Below are 25,210 nucleotides of genomic sequence, written 5' to 3'. Positions count from 1 at the left end.
GACCGACTCCTGGTTCGTAGCGCTTAAGTTCGAAAATCAAACAGCGAAAATCTTGCCCGGGTTCATGATGCCGTTCGGATCGAACACCGCTTTGACCGCTTTCATGTACTCGATCTCAACCGGGGAGCGGCTGTAGGTCAAGTAGTCACGCTTGGTCATGCCCACGCCGTGTTCGGCGGAAATCGAGCCGTTGTACTTCTCGACGGTTTCGAACACCCACTTGTTCACGGTCGCGCACTTGGCGAAGAACTCGTCCTTGCTCAGGTCATCCGGCTTGAGGATGTTCAAGTGCAGGTTGCCGTCGCCGATGTGGCCGAACCAGACGATTTCGAAGTCCGGGTAGTGTTCGCCGACGATCGCATCGATTTCCTTCAGGAACGCCGGGACTTTCGACACAGTGACCGAAATGTCGTTTTTGTACGGCGTCCAGTGGGAGATGGTTTCGGAAATGTATTCGCGCAGTTTCCAGAGGTTTTGCAGCTGGGTTTCGCTCTGGCTCATCACGCCGTCCAGCACCCAGCCCTGCTCCACGCAATGTTCGAAGGTTTCCAGCGCGTGGTTGGCCACTTCTTCAGTGGTCGCTTCGAATTCCAGCAGCGCGTAGAACGGGCAGTCGGTTTCAAACGGCGCCGGCACGTCACCGCGCCCCATGACCTTGGCCAGGGCTTTGTCGGAGAAGAATTCGAACGCTGTCAGGTCAAGTTTGCTCTGGAACGCGTGCAATACCGGCATGATCGAGTCGAAATCGGCAGTACCAAGCACCATCGCGGTGAGGTTTTTCGGCGCCCGGTCCAGACGCATGGTCGCTTCGACCACAAAACCGAGGGTGCCTTCAGCGCCGATGAACAGCTGACGCATGTCGTAGCCGGTGGCGTTCTTGATCAGGTCGCGGTTCAGTTCCAGCACGTCACCCTTGCCGGTGACCACTTTCATGCCGGCGACCCAGTTACGGGTCATGCCGTAGCGAATTACCTTGATCCCGCCGGCATTGGTGCCGATATTGCCGCCAATCTGACTCGATCCTGCGGAAGCGAAGTCCACCGGGTAGTACAGGCCTTTTTCCTCGGCGACGTTCTGCAAATGCTCGGTCACGACGCCCGGCTGGCACACGGCGGTGCGGTCGGTGAGGTTCACGTCGAGGATCTGGTTCATATAGTCGAAGGACACGACCACTTCGCCATTGGCGGCCACCGCAGCGGCAGAAAGCCCGGTGCGCCCGCCGGACGGCACCAGCGCCACCTTGTGTTTATTGGCCCACAAAACGATGGCCTGGACCTGTTCGGTGGTCTTCGGGAACACGATGGCGGTCGGGGCCGGGGCGAAATGCTTGGTCCAATCCTTGCCGTAAGCGTTCAGGGAGTCGGCATCGGTCAGTACCTTGCCAGGCTCGACCAGGGTCTTCAGTTCATCAATCAGGGCAGGATTGGTCATCGACAGAACTCTCGAACAATTCATGGTCATCCTGAGAACGCTTCACGTCGCAGGAATGAGTGTTTGCGGGGCGCTTATGCTAGCATACCGACCCCGCAGGATAGTGCCCAACGGCTGTTCTGCGGCGACGGCTGTCGTGCCGTCGGGGTCAGCGTCTGTTGACCATTTCCTGCCATTTTTCTCCGGGATACAGGTTTACGCAGATGAGCAAGACTTCTCTCGATAAGAGCAAGATCAAGTTCCTTCTTCTCGAAGGCGTCCACCAATCGGCTGTCGACGTTCTCAAGTCGGCGGGCTATACCAGCATCGAGTACCTCACGGGTTCTCTGCCGGAAGCCCAGCTGAAGGAAAAGATCGCTGATGCTCACTTCATCGGCATTCGCTCCCGCACTCAACTGACCGAAGAGATCTTCGATCACGCGAAGAAGCTCGTCGCTGTAGGTTGTTTCTGCATCGGCACCAACCAGGTTGACCTGAACGCTGCCCGCGAACGCGGCATCGCAGTGTTCAACGCTCCGTACTCCAACACTCGCTCCGTTGCCGAGCTGGTGCTGGCCGAAGCGATCCTGTTGCTGCGCGGCATCCCTGAGAAGAACGCTTCCTGCCACCGTGGCGGCTGGATCAAAAGCGCGGCCAACTCCTTCGAAATCCGTGGCAAGAAGCTCGGCATCGTCGGTTATGGCTCGATCGGTACGCAACTGTCGGTCCTGGCTGAAGGCCTGGGCATGCAGGTTTACTTCTACGACACCGTGACCAAGCTGCCTCTGGGTAACGCGACCCAGGTCAGCAACCTGCACGAGCTGCTGGGCATGTCCGACATCGTGACCCTGCACGTTCCGGAAACCGCTGCGACCCAGTGGATGATCGGCGAGCAGGAAATCCGCGCCATCAAGAAGGGCGGCATCCTGATCAACGCCGCTCGCGGCACCGTGGTCGAACTGCAAGCCCTGGCGGACGCGATCAAGGACAAGCACCTGATCGGCGCGGCCATCGACGTATTCCCGGTGGAGCCACGCTCCAACGACGAAGAGTTCGAAAGCCCGCTGCGTGGCCTGGACAACGTGATCCTGACCCCGCACATCGGTGGTTCCACCGCTGAAGCGCAAGCCAACATCGGTCTGGAAGTGGCCGAGAAACTGGTCAAGTACAGCGACAACGGTACGTCGGTATCGTCCGTGAACTTCCCGGAAGTGGCCCTGCCGGCTCACCCTGGCAAGCACCGTCTGCTGCACATCCACGAGAACATTCCGGGTGTGATGAGCGAGATCAACAAGGTCTTCGCCGAAAACGGCATCAACATCTCCGGTCAGTTCCTGCAGACCAACGAGAAAGTCGGCTACGTGGTGATCGACGTAGACGCCGAGTACTCGGACCTGGCGCAACAGAAGCTGCAACACGTCAACGGCACCATCCGTAGCCGTGTGTTGTTCTGATAGCGACTTGAGCGACAAAAAAGGAGACCTCCGGGTCTCCTTTTTCTTGGGCGCGACTAACGTTACTTAACGTTGACGGTGATTTTCTCGGAGAGGATCGGCGGATCGAACGGCATGTGGTTGCTATCGCCAAGTTCGAGTTGCAAGGTGTGCTTGCCGGGCGTCAGCGTTACTTCAGCCTGAGTTTGCGCGTTGCCGAAATGCTGGTGGTTGGCATCTTTGGGGATCGGCGCACCGGCGGCTGGCAACTCATCGACATCAATCAACAAGTGGTGATGACCGGTGTTCTTGGTGGGATCACCCGCCGGGGCCAGCGCAATGTTCTCGACAGCGAACTTGACGACGACAGTCTGCGGGACCGTCGCACCGTCTTCAGGAGAAACGATGGACACTTCAGCACCCTTGGGTGCCGGCGTAGCCGCACTGGCCAGCACCGAAACACCCATCAGCAGGCCAGCCAGCGCAGCACGTGACATAAAGGTTTTCATTCTCTTCTCCAGTTTTTTCGTAAAATCCATGTGACCATGACAACTTCATGGCCATTCGTTGTCGAAGGCACTCGACAACCATAGCAAAGCGAGCCTGAACCAGCGCATCGCGATAAATGTATTCAAAGGAGTGACCATGCGCTTTTTGCCTGGCCTGATCTGCCTGCTACCCCTTTTGAGCCCTTTGGCTCATGCCGAACTGATTGACGATGTAAACGACCGCGGTGAATTGCGTATTGCCCTTGAGGCTAATACACCACCTTTCAATTTCAAGGACGATGGCCAACTCTCGGGCTTCGAAGTCGAACTGGGCCAACTGCTGGCCAATGAACTGGATGTAAGGGCCGACTTCGTCGTCACCGATTCCAGCGATCTGTTGACCGGTGTTGAAAGCGGCAAGTACGACATCGCCATCAATCACATAACAGAGACTCCAGCGCTCAAGGATCGTTTCGACTTCAGCGAGCCTTACATTCACACCGATGCGCATCTGATCGCGCAGAAAGAAGAGCCGCGTTCAATCCTGTTGGTGCAGTCGCTGACGCAAGAAAAGCCGAAAGCCGCCCCGGCCGAGAACCTGGCCATTCCGTTTCAGAAAGGGAACCCGGCGTTTCATGCCAGCCTGGAGAACGCGTTGCAGCGGATAAAGGCAGATGGGCGACTGGAGGCACTGGAGAAGAAATGGTTTGGGGCGGATGCCGCCGAGATACCGAAACCCTAAGGCCACCGCCAATCACCGCAATCCCTTGTAGGAGCCGGCTTGCCGGCGATAGCGGTGTAACAGTCAATATAGATATTGAATGTTACGGCCTCATCGCCGGCAAGCCGGCTCCTACAGGGATTTGGGTTTAGAGTTGCAGTGCGGCGGCGGCTTCAGCCAGTTCCAGTTCGCTGAAGACCTGCACGCCATGGCGCTTGAGCAACGCCGCCGTCACGCCTTCGCCGCTGACTTTCACGCCGCTGAACGTGCCGTCATAGGTCAACAGGTTGCCGCAGGATGGGCTGTTGGCCTTGAGCACGGCGATGCGGATGTTGTGTTTCTGTACCAGCTCCAGCGCCTGGTAAGCACCGCTCAGAAACTGCGCACTGACATCCTCGCCCTCGGTGGTAATCACCGCCGCCTGCCCCGCCAGCACGTCACTGCCCTGCCCGCCCGGAATCTCCGCCGCCGCCCGTGGCGTCGGCAAGCCACCGGCAACTTCCGGACACAACGGCACGACGCGACCTTCGTCGACCCACTGTTGAAGCTGATCGAACGGCCCGCTGGCACCGCCGTCGTAACGCACGCGGTGGCCGAGCAGACAGCGACTTACCAAAATTTTCTGCATGATCAGAACGGCTCGTTGCCACGACGCCGGAACCAGCCGGTCAACGACAGGCGATCGCGGGTCGCGGGCAGGACTTCGTGGGGCACTTCGCCCGACAGGAACACCACCAGGCATCCGCCGGTAGGCACCACATCGTATTCGACGCCTTCCTTGAGGTACATGCGCAACTGACCGCCGTGCTCCGGCAACCAGGCGTCGTTGAGGTAGACCACTGCCGAGACCATGCGCCGATCATCGTCGCGGAAGCGGTCGACATGCTTGAGGTAGAAAGCGCCGGGCGGGTACATCGCGAAATGGCTTTCAAAGTCTTCGAGGCCCAGATACAACCCGCGATTCAATGCCTCGCGCAGGCTGTCCATCAATTGCAGGTAGCTGTCGCAAGCCAGCGCCTGACCCGGCTCGATCCACTGGATTCGGTCGCCGCGAATTCCCTCGCGAATCTCCGATGTCGGCCCGCGGCCCACGGCGGCCGGGGCCAATTCACCCTCGGCGGCACGTTTACGGCACTCAGCCGCCAGTTCTTGGGTCAGACCCAAAGGCAGGAAAATGTTCTGCTGCGACCAGCCGCGCTCGGCCAGGTCGTCGACGATACGTAACAGCAGCGGGTGATCAGAGGGTATTCGCATGGCGCGCATAGTATTCCTGTGCCGGAAAATCCGACAGAGCCGCGCGGCGGCTTGATACGAATTCTCGACAAGTCCCTATGCCACACGGAGAATAGTCGCCTGCTGACAGGAGTCCCTATGCGCCGTTTGCTTTTCTCACTGATGATGTTCTGCGTTTTGCCCGCTTGGGCAGACGGCCACGACCAGTTGTACAAGGTCGCCGGCTGGCCAGAACAACGCGCGCATTTCAGTGATGCCCTTTCAGCCGCTCAGCAGCGTTACCAGAACAGCCTGCCGCCCGCCGTGTTTCAGGCGCTGGTGAACAACAGCAATCAGCGTTTTGCCCCGCAGGCCGTGGACCAGCGCGCCGAAGCGCAATTGCGCAAAACCCTGGCCGATCCTAAACCTGCACTGGCTTTTTTCCAGTCGCCGCTGGGCAAGAAGATCGTCGCCGCCGAGTTGCTGGCGACCCGTCGCGATCAACTGGCGAAGAACGCCAAAGGCCTGCCGAAGATTCAGGCCAGCGACAGTCGCACGCTGATCATCGGTCACCTCGCCCAGGCCTTGCCCGCACGGGAGGCCGGTGCGGAAGTCAGCCTGGCGATTGCCGGCGTCGCGGCCGACAGCCTGAGTTCGATGATCCCCGGCCTGCTCGGTGGCGGTCAGGCGCAGGGGCTGTTGAACGGTCAGCGTCAGCGTTTGATGGACCAGATCGGCAGCGACCTTAACAACACGTTGCTGTATGTCTATCGCGATCTGTCGGATGACGAGCTGGAAGAGTTCGCCACGTTTGCCGAGTCGGCGGAAGGCAAGGCGTATTACCAGGCGGCGTTGGCGGCGATTCGGGCTGGGCTGGCGGTGGGGCAAACCCCTTCGAATTTGACCCAATGATTTTCAGCGCCGGTTAGATCGCCATCGCCGGCAAGCCGGCTCCTACAGTTGACCGTGTTCTTCCGGACAACTCGATCCACTGTAGGAGCCGGCTTGCCGGCGATGAGGGCTTAACTGCCGCTAAAGATTCCGGCCCTTGATCCGCTTCGTCAAAAACCCGAAATACTCCCCGCGCAACGCCACCGTCTCATTCGCCAAATGATGCCGCGCCTCAGGCAGCATCAACACCTGAGGCCGATCGAACTTGGCCTTCAACACCTCAAGATTGTGCTGCCAATCCACCGTCATGTCCGCCTGCCCCTGCACGATCAGCGGCCGCCGAGTGCTGTCCGGCGCAGCTTCGATGCGTTTGATCCAGCGCGCCAGCGCCCCAACCCAGGCCGTCGGCAAGCGCAGCGGTTGCAGCGGGTCGGCTTGCAGGAACGGCAGGAAATCCGGGTCGTTGGAGTTCTCGCTGAAACGTCGGGCGATGGCTTTGACGAACGGCTTGAGCAGGTAATAACTGAGCTGCGACCAGCCCCAGGCGCGCGGCCTCACCAGCGGCGACAACAGGATCACCTGGCCCTGGGCCGGACTGCCCGCCCCTTCGTTAAGCACATGGTCGATCACGATGGCGCCACCAGTGCTTTGACCGCACAGGTGCCACGGCTGCGGCAGATCGAGGGATTTCGCCTCGGCGAACAGCCCTTGCAACGTGTCCTGATACTCGGCGAAATCGTTGATGCTCGCACGCTCGCCGCTGGACAGGCCATGCCCCGGCAAGTCGCAGGCAATCACCGCGAAATCCTGATTCAGCGCCCACTCGATCACGTGCCGGTAGAGCCCGGTGTGATCGTAGAAACCGTGGAACACAAACAACGTCGCCTTCGCCCGCTCCGGCCACCACACCTGGCCGACCACGTCATAAGCGTCCACTTCAAAACGACCCAGGCCCCTGCGCAACTGACGCCCCGGAAAATCCAGCCCGTAGAACCGCTGGTACGCCTGCGCCTCCTCGGACAGCGGCTGCCATTCGGCCAGGGGCCGCAGGCTGGCACGCAAATGATCGGGGGCGAAAGTGACGGACATGGGCGATTCCAGAGCACGAAGCGGACTTTATAAGCCTGCGATATTCATCTGTCGCGGCAAGCATGGCAAGCTGGGCGACCTTCGAGGATCGACACCCATGCGTTTGCCCTACCGCACCCCACTGCTTGCCTGCCTGCTCGCCCTCGTGTGCGCCGGTGTTTTATGGGCGGCGTACGACTGGTTTCAAGGACGCTACCTGCGAGCGTTCAGCGAACACACGGCGGTGTTTTCCGGTGACCCGTTGCACTTGCCCGACAACCTCGCCGGCCCCGGTGCCATTCGCCTGGTGCACTTCTGGGACCCGGCCTGCCCGTGCAACGTCGGCAATCAACAACACCTGAGCGAACTGGTCGAGCAGTATGTGCCGCAAGGCGTCGAGTTTTATGCGGTACAAAAACCCGGCAGCCACGGCCAGTTGCCGAGCACGCTGAGCAGCCTGAAAACCATCACCGTCCTCCCGGGCTCCGAACAGATCCCGGCCAGCCCGGCCGTGGCGATCTGGGACCGCAGCGGCAAACTGGCCTACTTCGGCCCTTACAGCGAAGGCCTGACCTGTAATTCGAGCAACAGCTTCATTGAGCCGATCCTACAAGCGTTAAACGCTGGCCGCACCGTCAATGCCACGCACACGCTGGCCGTCGGGTGTTACTGCCCGTGGCCCGCCGACACAAAGCAGTAAGACCGCGCAGACGCGAATCCCTCCTAAGGGCGATGGGCCGATTCGGCAAGCCGTGTTAAACAGTGGCGCCAGGGAACTGCTGCCACTAATAACAACAAGGAGTCACCATGAAACGTAGCCTGACCGTTCTCGCACTGCTGATAGTCGCGCTCGCCGCAGGTGCCGGCGGGTACATCTACAGCAAGCAACCGACGCGCCAGGGCATGGTCGAGCTGCAACACTTGCAAGGCTCCGTCACCGTCCGTTACGACGAACGCGGCATCCCGCACATCCGCGCCGAAAACGAAACCGACCTGTACCGCGCCCTCGGCTATGTGCACGCCCAGGACCGGCTGTTTCAGATGGAAGTCCTGCGCCGCCTGGCCCGTGGTGAACTGGCCGAAGTGCTGGGCCCGAAACTGCTCGACACCGACAAACTGATGCGCAGCCTGCGCATTCGCGAACGCGCCGAAACCTACCTGGCGAACATGGATAAGCAGTCGCCGGCCTTCATCGCCATGCAAGCCTATCTGGACGGCATCAACCAGTATCAGGACAGCCATGCAAAACCTGCGGAGTTCGATGTACTGGGCATTCCAAAACGCCCGTTCACTGCGCAGGACACCATCAGCATCGCCGGTTACATGGCCTACAGTTTTGCCGCGGCGTTTCGCACCGAACCCTTGCTGACCTACGTGCGCGATCAACTGGGTGCCGAGTACCTGAACGTTTTCGATCTCGACTGGCAGTCCAAAGGCGTGCTGGCGAACAACCACAGCAGCACCCCGCCGCCTCTCGCCAGCGCCGACTGGAAAGACCTCAACGCCCTCGCCCGCCTGAGCGAGCAGGCGCTGGCCGACAACGGTTTACCGCAGTTCGAGGGCAGCAACGCCTGGGTCGTCGCGGGCAATCGGACCAAAAGCGGCAAGCCGTTGCTGGCGGGTGATCCGCATATCCGCTTCTCTGCGCCGTCGGTGTGGTACGAAGCGCAGCTCTCGGCGCCGGGCTTCGAGCTCTACGGTCATTATCAGGCGTTGATGCCATTCGCCTCGCTGGGGATGAACCGCGACTTCGGCTGGAGCATCACCATGTTCCAGAACGACGACCTCGACCTGATCGCCGAGAAGGTCAACCCGGACAACGCCAACCAGGTCTGGTATCGCGGCAAGTGGATGGACATGGTCACCAGCGAACAGCAGATCGCGGTCAAGGGGCAGCCGCCAGTGAAGTTGCTGCTGCGCCAGTCGCCACACGGGCCGATCGTCAACGATGCGCTGGGCAACAGCGTCGGCAAAACGCCCATCGCCATGTGGTGGGGTTTTCTGGAAAGCCAGAACCCGATCCTCGAAGGTTTCTACCAGCTCAACCGTGCCGACACCCTGGCAAAGGCGCGCAGTGCCGCCGCCAAGGTCCAGGCGCCGGGCCTGAACATCGTCTGGGCCAACGCCAAGGGCGACATCGGCTGGTGGGCGGCGGCGCAACTGCCGAAGCGTCCAGCAGGTGTGCGGCCGTGGTTCATCCTCGACGGCAGCAGCGCCGAAGCGGACAAGGACGGCTTCTACCCGTTCAGCGCCAACCCGCAGGAAGAGAACCCGGCGCGGGGCTACATTGTCTCGGCCAACTTCCAGCCCGTGTCGCCGACCGGCATGGAGATCCCTGGTTACTACAACCTCGCCGATCGTGGGCAGCAGCTCAATCGTCAGCTCAGTGATAAAGCCGTGAAGTGGGATCTGGAGGCCAGCCAGAAACTGCAACTGGGCACCACCACCGCCTACGGCCCGCGTTTGCTCGCGCCGTTGTTACCAGTGCTGCATGAGGTGGTGAGCGATCCCGCCGAACTGAAACTGGTGGAACAACTGGCCCAGTGGACAGGCGACTACCCGCTGGATTCCACCAGCGCCACGCTGTTCAATCAGTTCCTGTTCAACCTCGCAGACGCGACGATGCACGATGAGCTGGGCAACGACTTTTTCGAGACGCTGCTCTCGACCCGGGTGATCGACGCTGCGCTGCCGCGTCTGGCGGCGAACGCCGACTCGCCGTGGTGGGACAACCGCAACACCCTCGGCAAGGAAACCCGCGCCGACACGGTCAAGGTGGCGTGGCAAGCGAGCCTCGCGCACCTCAAGAGCACGCTGGGTGCGGACTTCGCGCAATGGCAGTGGGGCAAGGCGCATACGCTGACCCATGGTCATCCACTGGGGCAACAGAAGCCGCTGGACCGGATTTTCAATGTCGGGCCGTTCGCGGCACCGGGCACTCACGAAGTGCCAAACAACCTCTCGGCCAAGATCGGCCCGGCACCGTGGCCGGTGACTTATGGGCCATCGACCCGACGCCTGATCGACTTCGCCGACCCGGCGCACAGCCTGACCGTCAACCCAGTGGGCCAGAGTGGCGTGCCGTTTGACCGGCATTTTGATGATCAGGCGGAGGCGTATGTCGAAGGGGTGTATTTCCAGGCGCATCTCAATGATGAAGAGGTGACAGCGAATACGCGGAGTACGTTGAAGCTGTTGCCGGCGCGGGCTGTGCCATAGATTTGTGTTGGCCGGGCTGACGCCTTCGCGGGCAAGCCTCGCTCCTACAGGAATAGGTCACTTGTAGGAGCGAGGCTTGCCCGCGAAGAGGCCCTGACTGACCACACAAATGTCAGCTCAAACCATCGCCGCAAAATTCAACCTGAACTGCTGCGGCGTTACCCCCAACCGGCGATTGAAAACACTGCGCATATGCTGCGCATCGCGAAACCCGCACTGATACGCCACCGTCTTCAACGGCGCGACGGTGCTTTCGAGCATCACCCGCGCTGCATCCACCCTCGCTCGTTCGACGAATTCCGCCGGGGTGACCTTCGCTTCTTTGGCAAACACCCTGGAAAAGTTGCGGGCGCTCATGTTGGCGGCGTTGGCCAGGTCAGCAATGGTCAGATCGCCGGTCAGGTTGGCCAGCACATAATGCTGAACCATCGCCACCGCCGACGTCGGCTCGGCGTGGGGCGTGAGGAATGGACTGAACTGCGATTGCCCGCCCGAGCGCTGCGTGAACACCACCAGCCGCTTGGCCACGCTGAGCGCCACTTCCGGCCCATGATCCCGGGCCAACAAGTACAACGACAGATCGATCCCCGCCGTGACCCCGGCCGAGGTATAGAGCTCGCCGTCCTGCACGTACAAGCGATCAGCCTCGACCTGCGTCGAAGGGCACAACGCCGCGAGCGCAGCGGCATCGCCCCAATGAGTCGTCACCGTCCGCCCTTCGAGCAAGCCTGCCCGGGCGAGCATGAATGCACCGTTGCAGATCGAGCCGAACCGTTGCGCCAGCGCGCTGGCATCGCGCAGCCAGGCATCGAAGGCCGCGCCGAAATCCATGAACGGCAACTGCGGCCCACCGGCCACCAGCAACAAGTCGTACGCCCCCAGCGCCTCGCTGAAATGCCGATGGGCATTGAGGGATAAACCGTTGGAGCACGGCATCACACCGCGCTCGACGCCGATCACCTCCAGTTGATAGTGATCCTGCGGAGCGAGGAAACGATTGGCCTCGGAAAACACATCCATGGGGCCGGTGACGTCCAGGGACTGAACGCCGGCGAACACCACGATGGCAACGGTTTTACTCATGGCAGGATTCGCCCTCAATGGCTCTGGATATACGCAACCTTTGTAGGAGCCAGCTTGCTGGCGATTGCGATTTAACATTCAACAATTTCGCTGACAGATACACCGCGATCGCCAGCAAGCTGGCTCCTACAAGGTGCGCGCAGGACCTCAACCGTAGCCAATCCGCGCTCAACAAGCGAGGTTGGCGCGATATGCATGCTCATTGGCAAGGATCGCAGCCATGGATCGATTGTCCGGTTTTGGGGCCGGGAACAGACTTGTTCCATCAGCGCCGCCACGGCGTACCCCACGAGGACAGCACCATGAGCAGCACCATCGCCGGCATCAAAATCCCCGACAGCGCTTTGGCCCGGGCCACCACGGAATACATTCGCGACGTCGAATCCGACCTGCTTTATCACCACTCGCGCCGGGTGTTTCTGTTCGGCGCTTTGAGCGGTGAACGCAAGCAACTGGCCTACAACCCGGAGCTGTTATACGTCGGCGCGATGTTCCATGACCTGGGTCTGGTGGAAGGTCATCGCAGCGACGATGAACGCTTCGAAGTCGATAGCGCCAACGCCGCCAAAGCGTTTCTCAAGCCTTATGGCCTGAGCGATGACGACATTGAGCAGGTGTGGTTGTCGATTGCCCTGCACACCACGCCGAACGTAGTGCATCACCTGCGCCCCAACGTGGCATTGGTGACGGCGGGCGTTGAAATGGATGTGTTGGGGATCGACTACGCGGCGTTTCCCACGGCGCAGCGTGAGGCGGTGGTGCACGCGCATCCACGGGGCGAGGGGTTCAAGGAGTGCATCCTGTGTGCGTTCGCCAACGGCTTCAAGCACAAGCCGGATACCACGTTCGGTACGGTGAACGCGGATGTGCTGGTGGACAGCGAGCCAGGGTTCAAGCCGATGAACTTCGTCGAGATCATCCGCAAATCCCCCTGGATTTCCTGAAACCTTGTAGGAGCCAGCTTGCTGGCGATGGTGTGTCAGTCGACATCAATGTGGCTGACATACCATCGCCAGCAAGCTGGCTCCTACAGTAGATCGGGGTTGGCCACGCGATTGTGGCCAACACTCAGGCGGCTTCCGGCGCCTGCTGTGCGCGACGCACGTCCGGTTGCTTCCACGAATCGGCAGCGCTTTCTTCGATGGCCTGCTGAATCGCACGCTTGCGGCTTTCTTCGGCACGGCGGCTGAAGAACCAGACCAGGAAGGTCATCAACGACACCGCCAGCAGAATCAGGCTGGCCACGGCGTTGATCTCAGGCTTCACGCCCAGACGCACTGCCGAGAACACTTCCATCGGCAAGGTCGTCGACCCCGGCCCCGACACGAAGCTGGCCAACACCAGGTCATCCAGCGACAGCGCGAACGACATCATGCCGCCCGCCCCCAGGGATGGCGCGATCATCGGGATGGTGATCAGGAAGAACACCTTCCACGGCTTCGCCCCGAGATCCATGGCGGCCTCTTCGATGGACAGGTCCAGCTCACGCAAGCGCGCCGACACCACCACCGCCACATACGCCGCACAGAACGTGGTGTGGGCGATCCAGATGGTGACGATGCCTCGCTCTTGCGGCCAGCCGATCATCTGCGCCATGGCCACGAACAGCAGCAACAGCGACAGACCGGTGATCACTTCGGGCATCACCAGCGGCGCGGTGACCAGGCCACCGAACAACGTACGACCCTTAAAGCGGGTAATGCGGGTCAGGACGAATGCGGCCAACGTGCCCAGCGCCACAGCGGCAATCGCCGTGTAGCAGGCGATTTCCAGCGAACGCACCACCGAGCCCATCAGTTGGGTGTTGTCCATCAGGCCGACGTACCACTTGATCGACCAGCCGCCCCACACTGTCACCAGTTTCGAGGCGTTGAACGAGTAGATCACCAGGATCAGCATCGGCGCGTAGATAAACAGCAAACCCGCGATCAGCATGAAACTCGAGAAACGGAAGCGCTTCATTCTTTACCCTCCATTTCCTTGGCCTGACTGCGGTTGAACAGGATGATCGGCACAATCAGGATCAACAGCATCACCACCGCCAGGGCAGACGCCACCGGCCAGTCACGGTTGTTGAAGAACTCTTGCCAGAGCACTTTACCGATCATCAAGGTTTCCGGACCGCCCAGCAGTTCCGGGATCACGAACTCGCCCACCACTGGAATGAACACCAGCATGCAACCGGCGACGATGCCGTTCTTGGACAGCGGAATGGTGATCTTCCAGAAGCTGTTGAACGTACTCGAACCGAGGTCGGACGCCGCTTCCAGCAGGCTGTTGTCGTGCTTCACCAGGTTGGCGTAGAGCGGCAGGATCATGAACGGCAGGTACGAATAAACCACGCCGATGTACACCGCCAGGTTGGTATTGAGGATCTGCAGCGGTTCGTCGATCCAGCCCATGCTCATCAGGAAACCGTTGAGCAGACCGTTGTTGCTGAGGATGCCCATCCACGCGTAAACGCGGATCAGGATCGCGGTCCAGGTCGGCATCATGATCAACAGCACCAGCACCGTTTGCAGCTCTTTGCGGGCACTGGCGATGGCGTAGGCCATCGGATAACCGATCAGCAGGCAGAGGATGGTGCTGATCAGCGCCATCTTCAACGAACCGAGGTAAGCGGCGATGTACAACTCATCGTCGCCGAGCATCGCGTAGTTGCCGAGGTTGAGCAGCACCTGCAGCTTCTGGTCTACGAAGTTGTAGATCTCGGTGTACGGCGGAATGGCCACGTCGGCTTCAGCGAAGCTGATCTTCAACACGATGAAGAACGGCAGCATGAAGAACATGAACAGCCAGAGGAACGGAACCCCGATGACCAGCTGACGGCCACCGGGAATTATTCGATTGAGGCGGCGTTTGAATTTGCGCATGTTCATGAGCGAAGTACCACGCCGCTGTCGTCTTCCCACCACACGTAAACCTGGTCACCCCAGGTTGGGCGCTGACCACGGCGTTCGGCGTTGGCGACGAAGGACTGGACGATCTTGCCGCTCGGCAGCTCGACGTAGAACACCGAGTGGCCACCGAGGTAGGCGATGTCGTGCACCTTGCCGCTGGACCAGTTGTATTCGCAGGTCGGCATGTCCGGCGTCACCAGCAGTTTTTCCGGACGGATCGCGTAGGTCACGGATTTGTCCTGCACCGAGGTGCTGATGCCGTGGCCCACGTAGATCTGGCGATCCAGGTCTTTGCAGGTGATGGTCGCATGGCCTTCGGCGTCGTCGATCACTTCACCGTCGAAGATGTTGACGTTGCCGATGAACTCGCAGACCAGGCGGCTGGTCGGGGTTTCGTAGATGTCGATCGGGCTGCCGATCTGGGCGATCCAGCCCAGGTGCATGATCGCGATGCGCTCGGCCATGGTCATGGCCTCTTCCTGGTCGTGGGTCACCATGACGCAAGTTACGCCGACGCGCTCGATGATCTCGACCAGCTCAAGCTGCATTTGCGAACGCAGCTTCTTGTCCAGCGCACCCATCGGTTCGTCGAGCAGCAACAGCTTCGGTCGCTTGGCCAGCGAACGCGCCAGGGCAACACGCTGACGCTGACCACCGGAGAGTTGATGCGGCTTGCGCTTGGCGTACTGGGTCATCTGAACCAGCTTGAGCATGTCGGCCACGCGGGCATCGATTTCAGCCGCAGGCAGTTTGTCCTGCTTGAGGCCGAAGGCGATGTTCTGCGCCACGGTCATGTGCGGGAACAGGGCGTACGACTGGAACATCATGTTGATCGGCCGCTCGTAGGGCGGCATGTCGGTGATGTCTACGCCATCGAGGAAAATGCGCCCCTCCGTGGGTCGTTCGAAGCCTGCGAGCATGCGCAGCAACGTGGACTTGCCCGATCCCGAACCGCCGAGCAGGGCGAAAATCTCGCCTTTCTTGATTTCCAGGGACACATCGTCCACGGCAATCGTCTCGTCGAACTTCTTCGTGACCCGGTCGATTTTGACCAGCACCTGTTTAGGTGACTGGTCGCCCTCGAGGGCTTTCTTATAGGCGCCGGAGGCAACTGCCATTTACGAAACTCCCAAAAAAAAGAGTGCAGTTCGCTCAAGGTGAGCCAACCTGGATAGTTTGAGCCCTGAAGCTATTTGCCCGACTTGACCTTGGTCCAGCTGCGGGTCATCAAACGTTGAATGTTTGGTGGTAACTCGACCGACACGTAGGTCTTGTCGAGGACTGCTTGCGGTGGATAAACCGACTCGTCGGTGCGGATGGACTGCTCCATCAATTTGTCCGAGCCAGGGTTGGGGTTCGCATAGCCAACAGAATCACTGACCTGTGCGATCACCTCGGGTTTCAACAAATAGTTGATGAAGGCGTGGGCCTCTTTGACGTTGCCCGAATCCTTCGGAATCGCGAGCATGTCGAACCACAGCGCACCGCCCTCTTTGGGAATGGTGTAGGCGATGTTCACGCCTTTCTTCGCTTCAGCCGCACGGTTGCGGGCCTGGAACATGTCGCCGGAAAAACCGATCGCGATGCAGATATCGCCGTTGGCCAGATCCGCGATGTACTTGGAGGAGTGGAAGTAGGTCACGTAAGGCCGCACCGCCAGCAACTTGGCTTCAGCCTTTTTGTAATCTTCGGGGTTGGTGCTGTTGGCGTTCAGGCCCATGTAGTTGAGGACCGTCGGCATCATTTCATCGGCGGAGTCGAGGAACGCCACGCCGCAACTCTGCAGCTTCTTGATGTTCTCCGGCTCGAACACCGCGCTCCAGGAATCGATCTTGTCGACGCCCAGCACAGCCTTAATCTTGTCGACGTTGTAACCGATGCCGTTGGTGCCCCACAGGTAAGGGACGGCGTACAAGTTGCCCGGATCGTTTTGTTCCAGACGCTTGAGCAATACGGGGTCGAGGTTCGAGTAGTTCGGCAACTTCGACTTGTCGAGTTTCTGGAAAGCACCGGCCTTGATCTGCTTGCCGAGGAAGTGGTTCGACGGCACGACCACGTCATAACCGGTACGCCCGGCGAGCAACTTGCCCTCCAGGGTTTCGTTGGAATCAAAAACGTCATACACCGGTTTGATACCGGTCTCTTTCTGGAAGTCGGCCAGGGTGGTCTCGCCGATGTAGTCCGACCAGTTATAAATATGCACCGTGCCGGCAGCCTGGACACTGACAGCCATCGTCAGTCCGGCACCGGCCAGCAATGCATTGCGCAACAAAGAAAAAATAGGCAAGTGGAGGTCCTCTAAAATTAGTTGGGCCCAAGTTGCCCCGCGTTACATGACAGTCGTAGCTGCCCAGCAACAAAACCGGCGCGCAACTTACCCTCGAAAAACCGTTCCAGCAAACTTTATGAAGATTCGTGTAGGAGCAGCCGGTCGACGCTCGATTGCTCGCGATGGTCGTCAACGATGACGCTGGGTGCCTGACACCCAGCGTTGCTCTCAGGTTCATCGCGAGCAGGCTCGCTCCTACAAGGGTTACTACTGCTTACTTACCGGATTTGATCTTGGTCCAGCTGCGAGTCAGGATCCGCTGGGTCGCGGCCGGCAAATCGGCAATCGCGTACAGCTTGGCCAGCACATCGGCAGGCGGGTAGACACCCGGATCTTCGGTGATTTCTTTTTCGACCAGAGGAGTGGCCGCCGCGTTACCGTTCGGGAAACGTACCGCGTTGGTGATTTCAGCCATGATTTCCGGCTTTTGCAGGAAGGTCATGAACTTGTAGGCGCCTTCGACGTTTTCGGCATCTTTAGGGATGGCGACCATGTCGTAGAAGCTGCCGGCACCTTCTTTCGGAATGTTGTAGCTGACTTTCACCTTGTCACCGGCTTCGGCGGCGCGCGCTTTGGCCTGGTAGATGTCACCCGAGTAACCCACGGCTACGCAGATGTTGCCGTTGGCCAGGTCGGAGATGTACTTGGACGAGTGGAAGTAGCCAACCGAAGGACGAATCTTCAGGAACAGCGCTTCGGCTTCGGCCAATTGTTTTTTGTCCTGGCTGTCGGTTGGATAGCCCAGGTAGTGCAACGCCACCGGAATCATCTCGGTTGGCGAATCAAGGAAACTGACGCCACACGATTTCAACTTCGCGATGTTTTCAGGTTTGAACAACAGGTCCCAGGAATTGGTCGGTGCATCGGCGCCCAGTGCTGCCTTGACCTTCTCGGCGTTGAAGCCGATACCGATCGAACCCCACATGTACGGGAAGGCATGTTCGTTGCCCGGGTCGCTCACCGATACCGCTTTGAGCAGGTCAGTGTTCAGGTTCTTCCAGTTAGGCAGCTTGGACTTGTCCAGCTTCTGGTAAACGCCGGCCTTGATCTGCTTGGCCAGGAAGTTGTTCGACGGTACGACGATGTCGTAACCGGACTTGCCTGCCAGCAACTTGGCTTCCAGGGTTTCGTTACTGTCGAATACGTCGTAAACGACTTTGATGCCGGACTCGGTTTCGAACTTCTTGATGGTGTCCGGAGCGATGTAATCGGACCAGTTATAGACGTGCAACACCTTGTCGTCCGCCTGAACCGCACCCGCCATAATGCCCATCAGGGACATGGCGAGAAGTGTCTTGCCAGCAAGCTTTTTTCCTAATGCCTTCATGCGTAATGCTCCAAATTTTTTCTTTTTTGAACCACTTTGTTCAGCGGCCAAACCCGGGCAACTGGAACCGCGGCTAGTCTGGCAAGATCGGTGGCGGTCTTTCAAGGAAAGGCCGCCGTTTGCGACTGCCCTGAGCGAAAGTTTCATGTCTCCCGCTCAGAGCCTAGCACTTAGCCCTGCAACGCACTCAGGGTCAGGTCCAGACACTTGCGTGCCTTGGTCACCAGCTCATCGATTTCAGCCTTGGTGATCACCAGTGGCGGAGCAATGATCATGGTGTCGCCGACGGCACGCATGATCAGCCCGTTGTCGAAGCAGAATGTGCGGCAGATCATGCCGACGCCCTTGCCTTCGTAACGCTTGCGCGTGGCCTTGTCCTGAACCAGTTCGATGGCCCCCAACAGCCCCACCCCGCGCACTTCCCCCACCAACGGGTGATCGCTCAGTTCCCGCAAACGTTTCTGCAAGTAAGGTGCCGTTTCTGCATGAACGCGCTCGATAATTTTTTCTTCGCGCAGGATGCGGATGTTTTCCAGCGCCACCGCCGCCGCCACCGGGTGCCCGGAGTAGGTGAAACCGTGGTTGAAATCGCCGCCCTCGTTGAGCACCGCCACCACTTCGTCACGAACGATCAGGCCACCCATCGGGATGTAGCCGGACGTCAGGCCTTTGGCGATGGTCATCATGTCGGGTTTGAGGCCGTAGAAATCGGTACCGAACCACTCACCGGTGCGGCCGAAACCACAGATCACTTCGTCCGCCACGAACAGGATGTCGTACTTGGCGAGGATTTCCTTGATGCGCGGCCAGTAGGTGTCTGGCGGAATGATCACGCCACCGGCACCCTGGATCGGCTCGGCAATAAAGGCACCGACGTTGTCCACGCCGATTTCCAGAATCTTCTCTTCCAGCTGATTGGCTGCCCACACACCGAACTCTTCCGGTGTCATGTTGCCGCCTTCACTGAACCAGTAAGGCTGGGCGATGTGGACGATGCCCGGGATCGGCAAGTCGCCTTGTTCGTGCATGTACGTCATGCCACCCAGGCTCGCGCCGGCCACGGTGGAACCGTGATAACCGTTCTTGCGGCTGATGATGACTTTCTTTTTCGGCTGGCCCTTGATCGCCCAATAGTGGCGGACCATACGCAGCATGGTGTCGTTGCCTTCGGAGCCGGAACCGGTGAAGAACACATGGTTCATGCCTTCTGGCGCGATGTCGGCAATGGCCTTGGCCAGCTCGAGCACCGGCGGGTGAGCGGTCTGGAAGAACAGGTTGTAGTAAGGCAACTCGCGCATTTGCTTGCTGGCGGCATCAGCCAGTTCATCGCGACCGTAGCCGATCGCTACGCACCACAGGCCGGCCATGCCGTCGAGGATCTTGTTGCCTTCGCTGTCCCAGAGGTAAACGCCCTTGGCGTTGGTGATGATCCGCGGGCCTTTCTCTTTCAGCTGCTTGAAGTCGCTGAACGGGGCCAGGTGGTGATCGTTGCTCAGGGTTTGCCATTCACGGGTTTGCGGGTTGTTGCTGGTCATGCGAACTCTCCTAAGATTTCGGTGAAAGGCGCCGCCAAAAGCAGCGGCGCCCGGCGCATCAGACGGCGAAGAGCAGGAATTCCCGCTCCCAGGAGCTGATCACGCGCTTGAAGTTTTCATGCTCGGCCCGCTTGACCGCGACGTAGCCAGTGATGAATTTCTTGCCCAGGTATTTCTCGATGGTCGCGCTGTTTTCCATGCGATCCAGCGCGTCCTCGATGGTCAGTGGCAGGCGCAGGTTGCGGCGTTCATAGCCGCGCCCCACCACCGGCGCACTTGGGTTCAAGCCTTCGACCATGCCGATGTAACCGCAGAGCAAGCTCGCGGCAATCGCCAGGTACGGGTTGGCATCAGCCCCCGGCAGGCGGTTTTCCACCCGACGGTTTTGCGGCCCGGCATCCGGCACCCGCAGGCCCACGGTGCGGTTCTCTTCACCCCACTCCACGTTCACCGGCGCCGACGTATCCGGCAGGAAGCGGCGGAACGAGTTGACGTTCGGGGCGAACAGCGGCAACAGCTCGGGGATCAGTTTCTGCAAGCCACCGATGTGATGCAGGAACAACTGGCTCATGGTCCCGTCTTCATTGGAGAAGACGTTCTTGCCGGTCTCAATGTCGATGATGCTCTGGTGCAGGTGCATCGCACTGCCCGGCTCGCCGGTCATCGGCTTGGCCATGAAAGTGGCGGCCACGTCGTGCTTGAGCGCGGCTTCGCGCATGGTGCGTTTGAACACCAGGATCTGGTCAGCCAGGGACAGGGCATCGCCGTGACGGAAGTTGATTTCCATCTGCGCCGTGCCGTCCTCGTGGATCAGCGTGTCGAGGTCCAGCTCCTGCAGTTCGCACCAGTCGTAGACGTCTTCGAACAGCGGATCGAATTCGTTGGCCGCTTCAATCGAGAACGACTGGCGGCCGATTTCCGGGCGCCCCGAGCGACCGATTGGCGGTTGCAGCGGGTAGTCGGGGTCGTCGCTACGCTTGGTCAGGTAAAACTCCATTTCCGGCGCCACGATTGGCTGCCAGCCCTTGTCGGAATAGAGCTTCAGAACCTTTTTAAGCACGTTGCGCGGCGACAGCTCGATCGGGTTGCCTTGCTTGTCATAAGTGTCGTGGATCACCTGGGCGGTCGGCTCGATGGCCCATGGCACCAGGAACACTGCATTCGAGTCGGGACGGCAGATCATGTCGATGTCGGCCGGGTCGAGCAGTTCGTAATAGATGTCGTCTTCGACATAGTCGCCGGTCACGGTCTGCAACAGAACGCTCTCGGGCAGGCGCATGCCTTTTTCAGCAATGAACTTGTTGGTCGGCGAAATCTTGCCCCGGGTGATCCCGGTCAAGTCGGCGATCATGCATTCGACTTCTGTGATCTTGTGGTCTTTCAACCAATCGGTGAGCTGGTCGAGGTTGTTACTCATAAATGCCTCTTAGGCTGAGTTTCCTGACTCTTATAAGTCAGGCGTTGTTTGACGCACGGGCGTCGCTTGGTACAGATTGCCACTGCAATTGCCGCGCACAAATACCTGCCTCGACGACGGCATGGGTGAACGGGAACAATGCAAGGCGTGCAGAATCACGAGCAATGACCGACACGTTGGTCGGGCCAGCCAGGTAAAACGGTTCTATATTGGAAGGACAACCCGTAAAGAGAATGTCGCGCAGACCGTCCAGAATATCGGACGGAACCAGCCGTTTTGCCGGGGAAGGAAGAGTCGACGGCACGCCTTTGGCAACACGGGCCCTGGCGTGAGCGTAACGATCGCCACTGATGTGATAAGCATGCAGACCGATCTGCTTAGAGCAGACGGCGACGCCGATTAACGGCAGGCGAGACATGAAGCACCCCGGTATTATTGCTGTTATGGGTTTGAATCGAGCTTAGCCTTGTTCATTTTTTTACACAACACCCCCGTAAAAAATACAACACGGCCCGCTCAAGCCCGCGGACGGCAAAGCATTCAAAGGCATAAAAACGCCCCAAAGTGCCTCAAAAAAGCCTCATGGGCGCTTTTTTAGGGCAAAAAAGGCCTCGCTTGACTTCGGCATGCCGTTCGGGTTGACTGGAATCCGAAGAGATCAATGATTGATATTTTTAACAACAAAGGTGTTGCATCATGTCGGTACCCCCGCGTGCCGTTCAGCTTAACGAAGCGAACGCGTTCCTTAAGGAACATCCTGAGGTTCTGTACGTTGACCTTCTGATTGCGGATATGAATGGTGTGGTGCGCGGCAAGCGCATTGAACGCACCAGCCTCCACAAGGTTTACGAGAAAGGCATCAACCTGCCGGCCTCTCTATTTGCTCTGGATATCAACGGCTCGACGGTGGAAAGCACCGGCCTGGGCCTGGACATCGGCGATGCTGACCGAATCTGCTATCCAATCCCTGACACCCTGTGCAATGAGCCCTGGCAGAAGCGCCCTACCGCGCAACTGTTGATGACCATGCATGAACTCGAAGGCGAGCCATTCTTCGCCGACCCGCGCGAAGTGCTGGCCAACGTGGTGCGCAAGTTCGACGAAATGGGCCTGACCATCTGCGCCGCGTTCGAGCTGGAGTTCTACCTGATCGACCAGGAGAACGTGAACGGCCGTCCGCAACCACCTCGCTCGCCGGTTTCCGGTAAACGCCCGCACTCGACACAGGTCTACCTGATCGACGACCTCGACGAATACGTCGACTGCCTCCAGGACATTCTGGAAGGTGCAAAAGAGCAAGGCATCCCGGCCGACGCCATCGTCAAGGAAAGTGCCCCGGCGCAGTTCGAAGTGAACCTGCACCACGTGGCCGACCCGATCAAGGCTTGCGACTATGCGGTCCTGCTCAAGCGCCTGATCAAGAACATCGCCTACGACCATGAGATGGACACCACCTTCATGGCCAAGCCTTACCCGGGCCAGGCGGGCAACGGTCTGCACGTCCACATTTCGATTCTTGATAAAGACGGCAAAAACATTTTTGCCAGCGAGGATCCCGAGCAGAACGCCGCGCTGCGACACGCGATCGGCGGTGTGCTCGAGACCCTACCGGCGCAGATGGCTTTCCTCTGCCCGAACGTCAACTCCTACCGTCGTTTCGGCGCACAGTTCTATGTGCCGAACTCGCCGTGCTGGGGCCTGGACAACCGCACCGTAGCGATTCGCGTACCCACCGGCGCCGCCGATGCCGTGCGCATCGAACACCGTGTAGCCGGCGCCGACGCCAACCCGTACCTGTTGATGGCTTCGGTGCTGGCGGGCGTGCACCACGGCCTGACCAACAAGATCGAGCCGGGTGCCCCCGTGGAAGGCAACTCCTACGAGCAGAACGAGCAAAGCCTGCCGAACAACCTGCGCGATGCACTGCGCGAGCTGGACGACAGCGAAGTCATGGCCAAGTACATCGATCCGAAATACATCGATATCTTCGTGGCCTGCAAGGAAAGTGAGCTGGAGGAGTTTGAACACTCCATCTCCGACCTTGAGTACAACTGGTATCTGCATACCGTTTAAGCGGTTGCAGTGAAAACAACGCCGCAGGCTTCACAGCTTGCGGCGTTTTTTTTGCTCGCGATTTGTTATGGAGTGCTTGCGACCAAAAACCAAAGAAAACTCCTACGAATTCGTCAGACGCTAACGACATCTGTCCCCTGACCACCACCTCACACTCCAGACTCCGGAACTCTTTCCGTTTCCCTGACTACGTGTGAGAACAAAAATGAAAAAACAGCGATTGGGTACAGCCATGACTCTGATCGTCGCCAGTTTGTGCACGACCGCCTGGGCAACCGCTGGCGACACGGCCCCATGGAGCTATTCCGCCCCCACCGGCCCACAAAACTGGGGTGAACTGAAGAGCGAGTACAGCCTCTGCTCGTCAGGCCAAACACAGTCGCCCATTGATATTCGTGACGCGGTCAAAACCGATCTGGAGCCTCTGAACTTTACCTATCATTCAGGCAAAGCCACGGTAGTGAACAACGGTCATACGATTCAAGTAACTCCAGAGAACGCCGGAGGAATCAATCTGGCCTCCGGTCATTACTCCTTGGTACAACTGCATTTCCATACGCCAAGTGAAGAAATGATCCAGGGGCGCATCTTCCCGATGGACGCACACCTGGTTCATCGCAATGCCGCAGGCGAACTGGCCGTGGTGGCCGTGGTGTTTGAAGAGGGTGCTCACAACCCGAACCTGGAGACTGTCCTGGCAGCCATGCCAAAAAATACAGGTGGCACTGCGAACCTGGAGGCGATTAACGTTGCGCAGTTATTACCTGCAAACCATAACGCCTATTCCTACATGGGCTCCCTCACAACACCTCCCTGTACCGAAGGCGTGCGCTGGAATGTGCTGACCACTCCATTGGAAATTTCCCGCGCGCAACTGGAGGCTTTCCAGGTGCTCTATCCGATGAATTCACGCCCAGTTCAACCCTTGAACGGTCGGAGTGTGCACGTCGGAGGCTAAACAGTCCTGACAGTCAATTCGGGCAGCGGTGCCCATACAGACAAGGTGCCACCCGCCTCGTACAATGCCCGCTGCCCCGCAGGAGACTTCAATGACCCGACTCGCCACCCCACGCAAACCCCGCGCCCGCAGCCAGGCCCGGATCGATTCGATACTCGATGCCGCCCGCACGCTGCTGGCCGCCGAGGGCGTGGCCAGTCTGTCGATCTACAGCGTTGCCGAACGCGCGGAAATCCCGCCCTCCTCGGTCTACCACTTTTTCGCCAGCGTCCCGGCCCTGCTCGAAGCGCTGACCGCCGACGTCCACGCGGCTTTTCGCGCCTGCCTGCAAGCGCCCATCGACCACGATGCGCTCAACGGCTGGCGCGACCTGTCGCGGTTGGTGGAACAACGCATGCTCGACATCTACGACGAAGACGCCGCCGCCCGCCAATTGATCCTCGCGCAGCATGGCCTGACCGAAGTCACCCAGGCCGATCGTCAGCACGACATTGAGCTGGGCGACCTGATGCACAAGCTGTTCGATCATCATTTCGAACTGCCTAAATTGCCGACTGACGTTGATGTGTTTGCGCTGGCCATGGAGCTGGGTGATCGGGTGTATGCGCGGTCGGTGCAGCAGCATGGGCAGATCACGCCGCGCATGGCCGAGGAAGGGATGCGGGTGTTTGATGCGTATTTGGGGCTGTATTTGCCGCCGTATTTGCCGAAGCGTGCTATTCCTGCCTGATTATTTTTCAGCTGCACCGGCCTCATCGCGAGCAGGCTCGCTCCCACAGGGGAATGCATTCCAAATGTGGGAGTGAGCCGGCTCCGGGCGGCGTTCCGACGATGGCCACACAGCTGAGTTCAAGACATGCACAAAAAACCCCGAAGGGCTCACGCCCTCCGGGGTCGGGTGCAGTGCACGCCCTTACAACTTGGCGATCGACACCTCGGTGGATTTCACAAACGCGATCACTTCGCTGCCGACCACCAGCTCCAGCTCTTTCACCGAGCGGGTGGTGATCACCGACGTGACGATGCCGGAAGCGGTTTGCACGTCGATTTCCGACAGCACGTCACCCAGTACGATTTCCTTGATCGAGCCTTTGAACTGGTTACGAACGTTGATGGCTTTGATAGTCATGATGTTGATTCCTGTCG

General features: G+C 59.3%; 23 protein-coding genes and 1 pseudogene. 9 read left to right on the top strand and 15 right to left on the bottom strand.

Going from position 1 to position 25,210, the window contains the following annotated elements:
* Positions 1–36: 36 nt before the first annotated feature.
* Positions 37–1,431 (bottom strand): FAD-binding oxidoreductase, encoded by a 1,395-nt coding sequence (locus tag KGB25_RS00655; RefSeq protein ID WP_032828611.1) that lies wholly within the window; start codon positions 1,429–1,431, stop codon positions 37–39.
* Between the two features lie 203 nt (positions 1,432–1,634).
* Here KGB25_RS00655 and serA point away from each other — a divergent pair, with 203 nt between their 5' ends.
* A complete protein-coding gene (gene serA, locus KGB25_RS00650; RefSeq protein WP_223434029.1) occupies positions 1,635–2,864 on the top strand; it encodes a phosphoglycerate dehydrogenase in 1,230 nt (409 codons plus the stop codon).
* Between the two features lie 62 nt (positions 2,865–2,926).
* Here serA and KGB25_RS00645 read toward each other — a convergent pair whose 3' ends face one another.
* On the bottom strand, positions 2,927–3,352 hold the full coding sequence (locus tag KGB25_RS00645; protein ID WP_008026064.1) for a DUF4399 domain-containing protein: 426 nt from the start codon (positions 3,350–3,352) through the stop codon (positions 2,927–2,929).
* Between the two features lie 136 nt (positions 3,353–3,488).
* On the opposite strand from KGB25_RS00645, the gene KGB25_RS00640 reads away from it, so the two are divergent.
* Positions 3,489–4,073 (top strand): transporter substrate-binding domain-containing protein, encoded by a 585-nt coding sequence (locus tag KGB25_RS00640; protein WP_008040763.1) that lies wholly within the window; start codon positions 3,489–3,491, stop codon positions 4,071–4,073.
* Positions 4,074–4,200: 127 nt separating this feature from the next.
* Here the strand turns inward: KGB25_RS00640 and KGB25_RS00635 are convergent, their stop codons facing one another.
* Both KGB25_RS00635 and KGB25_RS00630 read right to left on the bottom strand, forming a co-directional pair.
* The gene (locus tag KGB25_RS00635) at positions 4,201–4,680 is read right to left on the bottom strand and encodes a DUF523 domain-containing protein (protein WP_223434028.1); all 480 of its coding nucleotides are present in this window, start codon (positions 4,678–4,680) and stop codon (positions 4,201–4,203) included.
* A gap of 2 nt (positions 4,681–4,682) precedes the next feature.
* Positions 4,683–5,315: a 2OG-Fe(II) oxygenase gene (locus KGB25_RS00630; protein WP_207284899.1), complete on the bottom strand. Its 633-nt coding sequence runs from the start codon at positions 5,313–5,315 to the stop codon at positions 4,683–4,685.
* Between the two features lie 108 nt (positions 5,316–5,423).
* On the opposite strand from KGB25_RS00630, the gene KGB25_RS00625 reads away from it, so the two are divergent.
* Positions 5,424–6,176 carry a DUF2059 domain-containing protein gene (locus KGB25_RS00625; protein ID WP_192416684.1) on the top strand — a complete coding sequence of 251 codons (753 nt, stop codon included), beginning with the start codon at positions 5,424–5,426 and terminating at the stop codon, positions 6,174–6,176.
* A gap of 120 nt (positions 6,177–6,296) precedes the next feature.
* Here the strand turns inward: KGB25_RS00625 and KGB25_RS00620 are convergent, their stop codons facing one another.
* Positions 6,297–7,244 carry an alpha/beta hydrolase gene (locus tag KGB25_RS00620; RefSeq protein WP_223434027.1) on the bottom strand — a complete coding sequence of 316 codons (948 nt, stop codon included), beginning with the start codon at positions 7,242–7,244 and terminating at the stop codon, positions 6,297–6,299.
* Positions 7,245–7,341: 97 nt separating this feature from the next.
* Between KGB25_RS00620 and KGB25_RS00615 the strand changes: the two genes are divergently transcribed.
* Together KGB25_RS00615 and KGB25_RS00610 are read left to right on the top strand one after the other, a co-directional pair.
* Positions 7,342–7,923 carry a DUF6436 domain-containing protein gene (locus KGB25_RS00615; RefSeq protein ID WP_008040759.1) on the top strand — a complete coding sequence of 194 codons (582 nt, stop codon included), beginning with the start codon at positions 7,342–7,344 and terminating at the stop codon, positions 7,921–7,923.
* Positions 7,924–8,030: 107 nt separating this feature from the next.
* Positions 8,031–10,442 (top strand): penicillin acylase family protein, encoded by a 2,412-nt coding sequence (locus tag KGB25_RS00610; protein ID WP_223434026.1) that lies wholly within the window; start codon positions 8,031–8,033, stop codon positions 10,440–10,442.
* A 117-nt stretch (positions 10,443–10,559) separates the two neighbouring features.
* Here the strand turns inward: KGB25_RS00610 and KGB25_RS00605 are convergent, their stop codons facing one another.
* Positions 10,560–11,525 (bottom strand): GlxA family transcriptional regulator, encoded by a 966-nt coding sequence (locus KGB25_RS00605; protein WP_008040757.1) that lies wholly within the window; start codon positions 11,523–11,525, stop codon positions 10,560–10,562.
* Between the two features lie 302 nt (positions 11,526–11,827).
* On the opposite strand from KGB25_RS00605, the gene KGB25_RS00600 reads away from it, so the two are divergent.
* The gene (locus KGB25_RS00600) at positions 11,828–12,469 is read left to right on the top strand and encodes an HD domain-containing protein (RefSeq protein WP_207284902.1); all 642 of its coding nucleotides are present in this window, start codon (positions 11,828–11,830) and stop codon (positions 12,467–12,469) included.
* 124 nt (positions 12,470–12,593) lie between these two features.
* Here KGB25_RS00600 and KGB25_RS00595 read toward each other — a convergent pair whose 3' ends face one another.
* The 8 genes and pseudogenes from KGB25_RS00595 to KGB25_RS00560 all read right to left on the bottom strand — a co-directional run.
* Positions 12,594–13,487 carry an ABC transporter permease subunit gene (locus KGB25_RS00595; protein ID WP_008026042.1) on the bottom strand — a complete coding sequence of 298 codons (894 nt, stop codon included), beginning with the start codon at positions 13,485–13,487 and terminating at the stop codon, positions 12,594–12,596.
* On the bottom strand, positions 13,484–14,365 hold the full coding sequence (locus KGB25_RS00590) for an ABC transporter permease subunit (protein WP_177318183.1): 882 nt from the start codon (positions 14,363–14,365) through the stop codon (positions 13,484–13,486). Before KGB25_RS00590 ends, KGB25_RS00595 begins: the two co-directional genes overlap by 4 nt.
* Before the next feature lie 35 nt (positions 14,366–14,400).
* On the bottom strand, positions 14,401–15,543 hold the full coding sequence (locus KGB25_RS00585) for an ABC transporter ATP-binding protein (RefSeq protein ID WP_008026038.1): 1,143 nt from the start codon (positions 15,541–15,543) through the stop codon (positions 14,401–14,403).
* A gap of 71 nt (positions 15,544–15,614) precedes the next feature.
* The gene (locus KGB25_RS00580) at positions 15,615–16,712 is read right to left on the bottom strand and encodes a polyamine ABC transporter substrate-binding protein (RefSeq protein WP_008026036.1); all 1,098 of its coding nucleotides are present in this window, start codon (positions 16,710–16,712) and stop codon (positions 15,615–15,617) included.
* Positions 16,713–16,968: 256 nt separating this feature from the next.
* Positions 16,969–18,081 (bottom strand): polyamine ABC transporter substrate-binding protein, encoded by a 1,113-nt coding sequence (locus KGB25_RS00575; protein WP_008026034.1) that lies wholly within the window; start codon positions 18,079–18,081, stop codon positions 16,969–16,971.
* Positions 18,082–18,251: 170 nt separating this feature from the next.
* Positions 18,252–19,616, bottom strand: coding sequence for an aspartate aminotransferase family protein (locus KGB25_RS00570; RefSeq protein WP_008040754.1), 1,365 nt, complete (start codon positions 19,614–19,616; stop codon positions 18,252–18,254).
* A gap of 58 nt (positions 19,617–19,674) precedes the next feature.
* A complete protein-coding gene (locus KGB25_RS00565) occupies positions 19,675–21,033 on the bottom strand; it encodes a glutamine synthetase family protein (protein WP_008026030.1) in 1,359 nt (452 codons plus the stop codon).
* 100 nt (positions 21,034–21,133) lie between these two features.
* Positions 21,134–21,451, bottom strand: a pseudogene (locus KGB25_RS00560) (gamma-glutamyl-gamma-aminobutyrate hydrolase family protein); the annotation flags it as partial.
* Positions 21,452–21,729: 278 nt separating this feature from the next.
* On the opposite strand from KGB25_RS00560, the gene KGB25_RS00555 reads away from it, so the two are divergent.
* The 3 genes from KGB25_RS00555 (at position 21,730) to KGB25_RS00545 (ending at position 24,794) form a co-directional block, all read left to right on the top strand.
* Positions 21,730–23,106 (top strand): glutamine synthetase family protein, encoded by a 1,377-nt coding sequence (locus KGB25_RS00555; protein ID WP_008026026.1) that lies wholly within the window; start codon positions 21,730–21,732, stop codon positions 23,104–23,106.
* Positions 23,107–23,338: 232 nt separating this feature from the next.
* Positions 23,339–24,064: a carbonic anhydrase gene (locus KGB25_RS00550; RefSeq protein ID WP_223434024.1), complete on the top strand. Its 726-nt coding sequence runs from the start codon at positions 23,339–23,341 to the stop codon at positions 24,062–24,064.
* Positions 24,065–24,155: 91 nt separating this feature from the next.
* Positions 24,156–24,794 (top strand): TetR/AcrR family transcriptional regulator, encoded by a 639-nt coding sequence (locus KGB25_RS00545; RefSeq protein ID WP_008040751.1) that lies wholly within the window; start codon positions 24,156–24,158, stop codon positions 24,792–24,794.
* A 183-nt stretch (positions 24,795–24,977) separates the two neighbouring features.
* On the opposite strand, the gene KGB25_RS00540 is transcribed toward KGB25_RS00545, so the two are convergent.
* Complete coding sequence (locus KGB25_RS00540) at positions 24,978–25,193, bottom strand: molybdopterin-binding protein (RefSeq protein ID WP_003229256.1); 216 nt, start codon at positions 25,191–25,193, stop codon at positions 24,978–24,980.
* Positions 25,194–25,210: the final 17 nt, after the last annotated feature.

It is taken from the genome of Pseudomonas sp. BF-RE-21 (genome assembly GCF_019947305.1).
Classification (GTDB): Bacteria; Pseudomonadota; Gammaproteobacteria; order Pseudomonadales; family Pseudomonadaceae; genus Aquipseudomonas; species Aquipseudomonas migulae.
The sequence above is the reverse complement of the archived record's forward strand: the minus strand, read 5'-3'. Positions and strand labels throughout refer to the sequence as shown.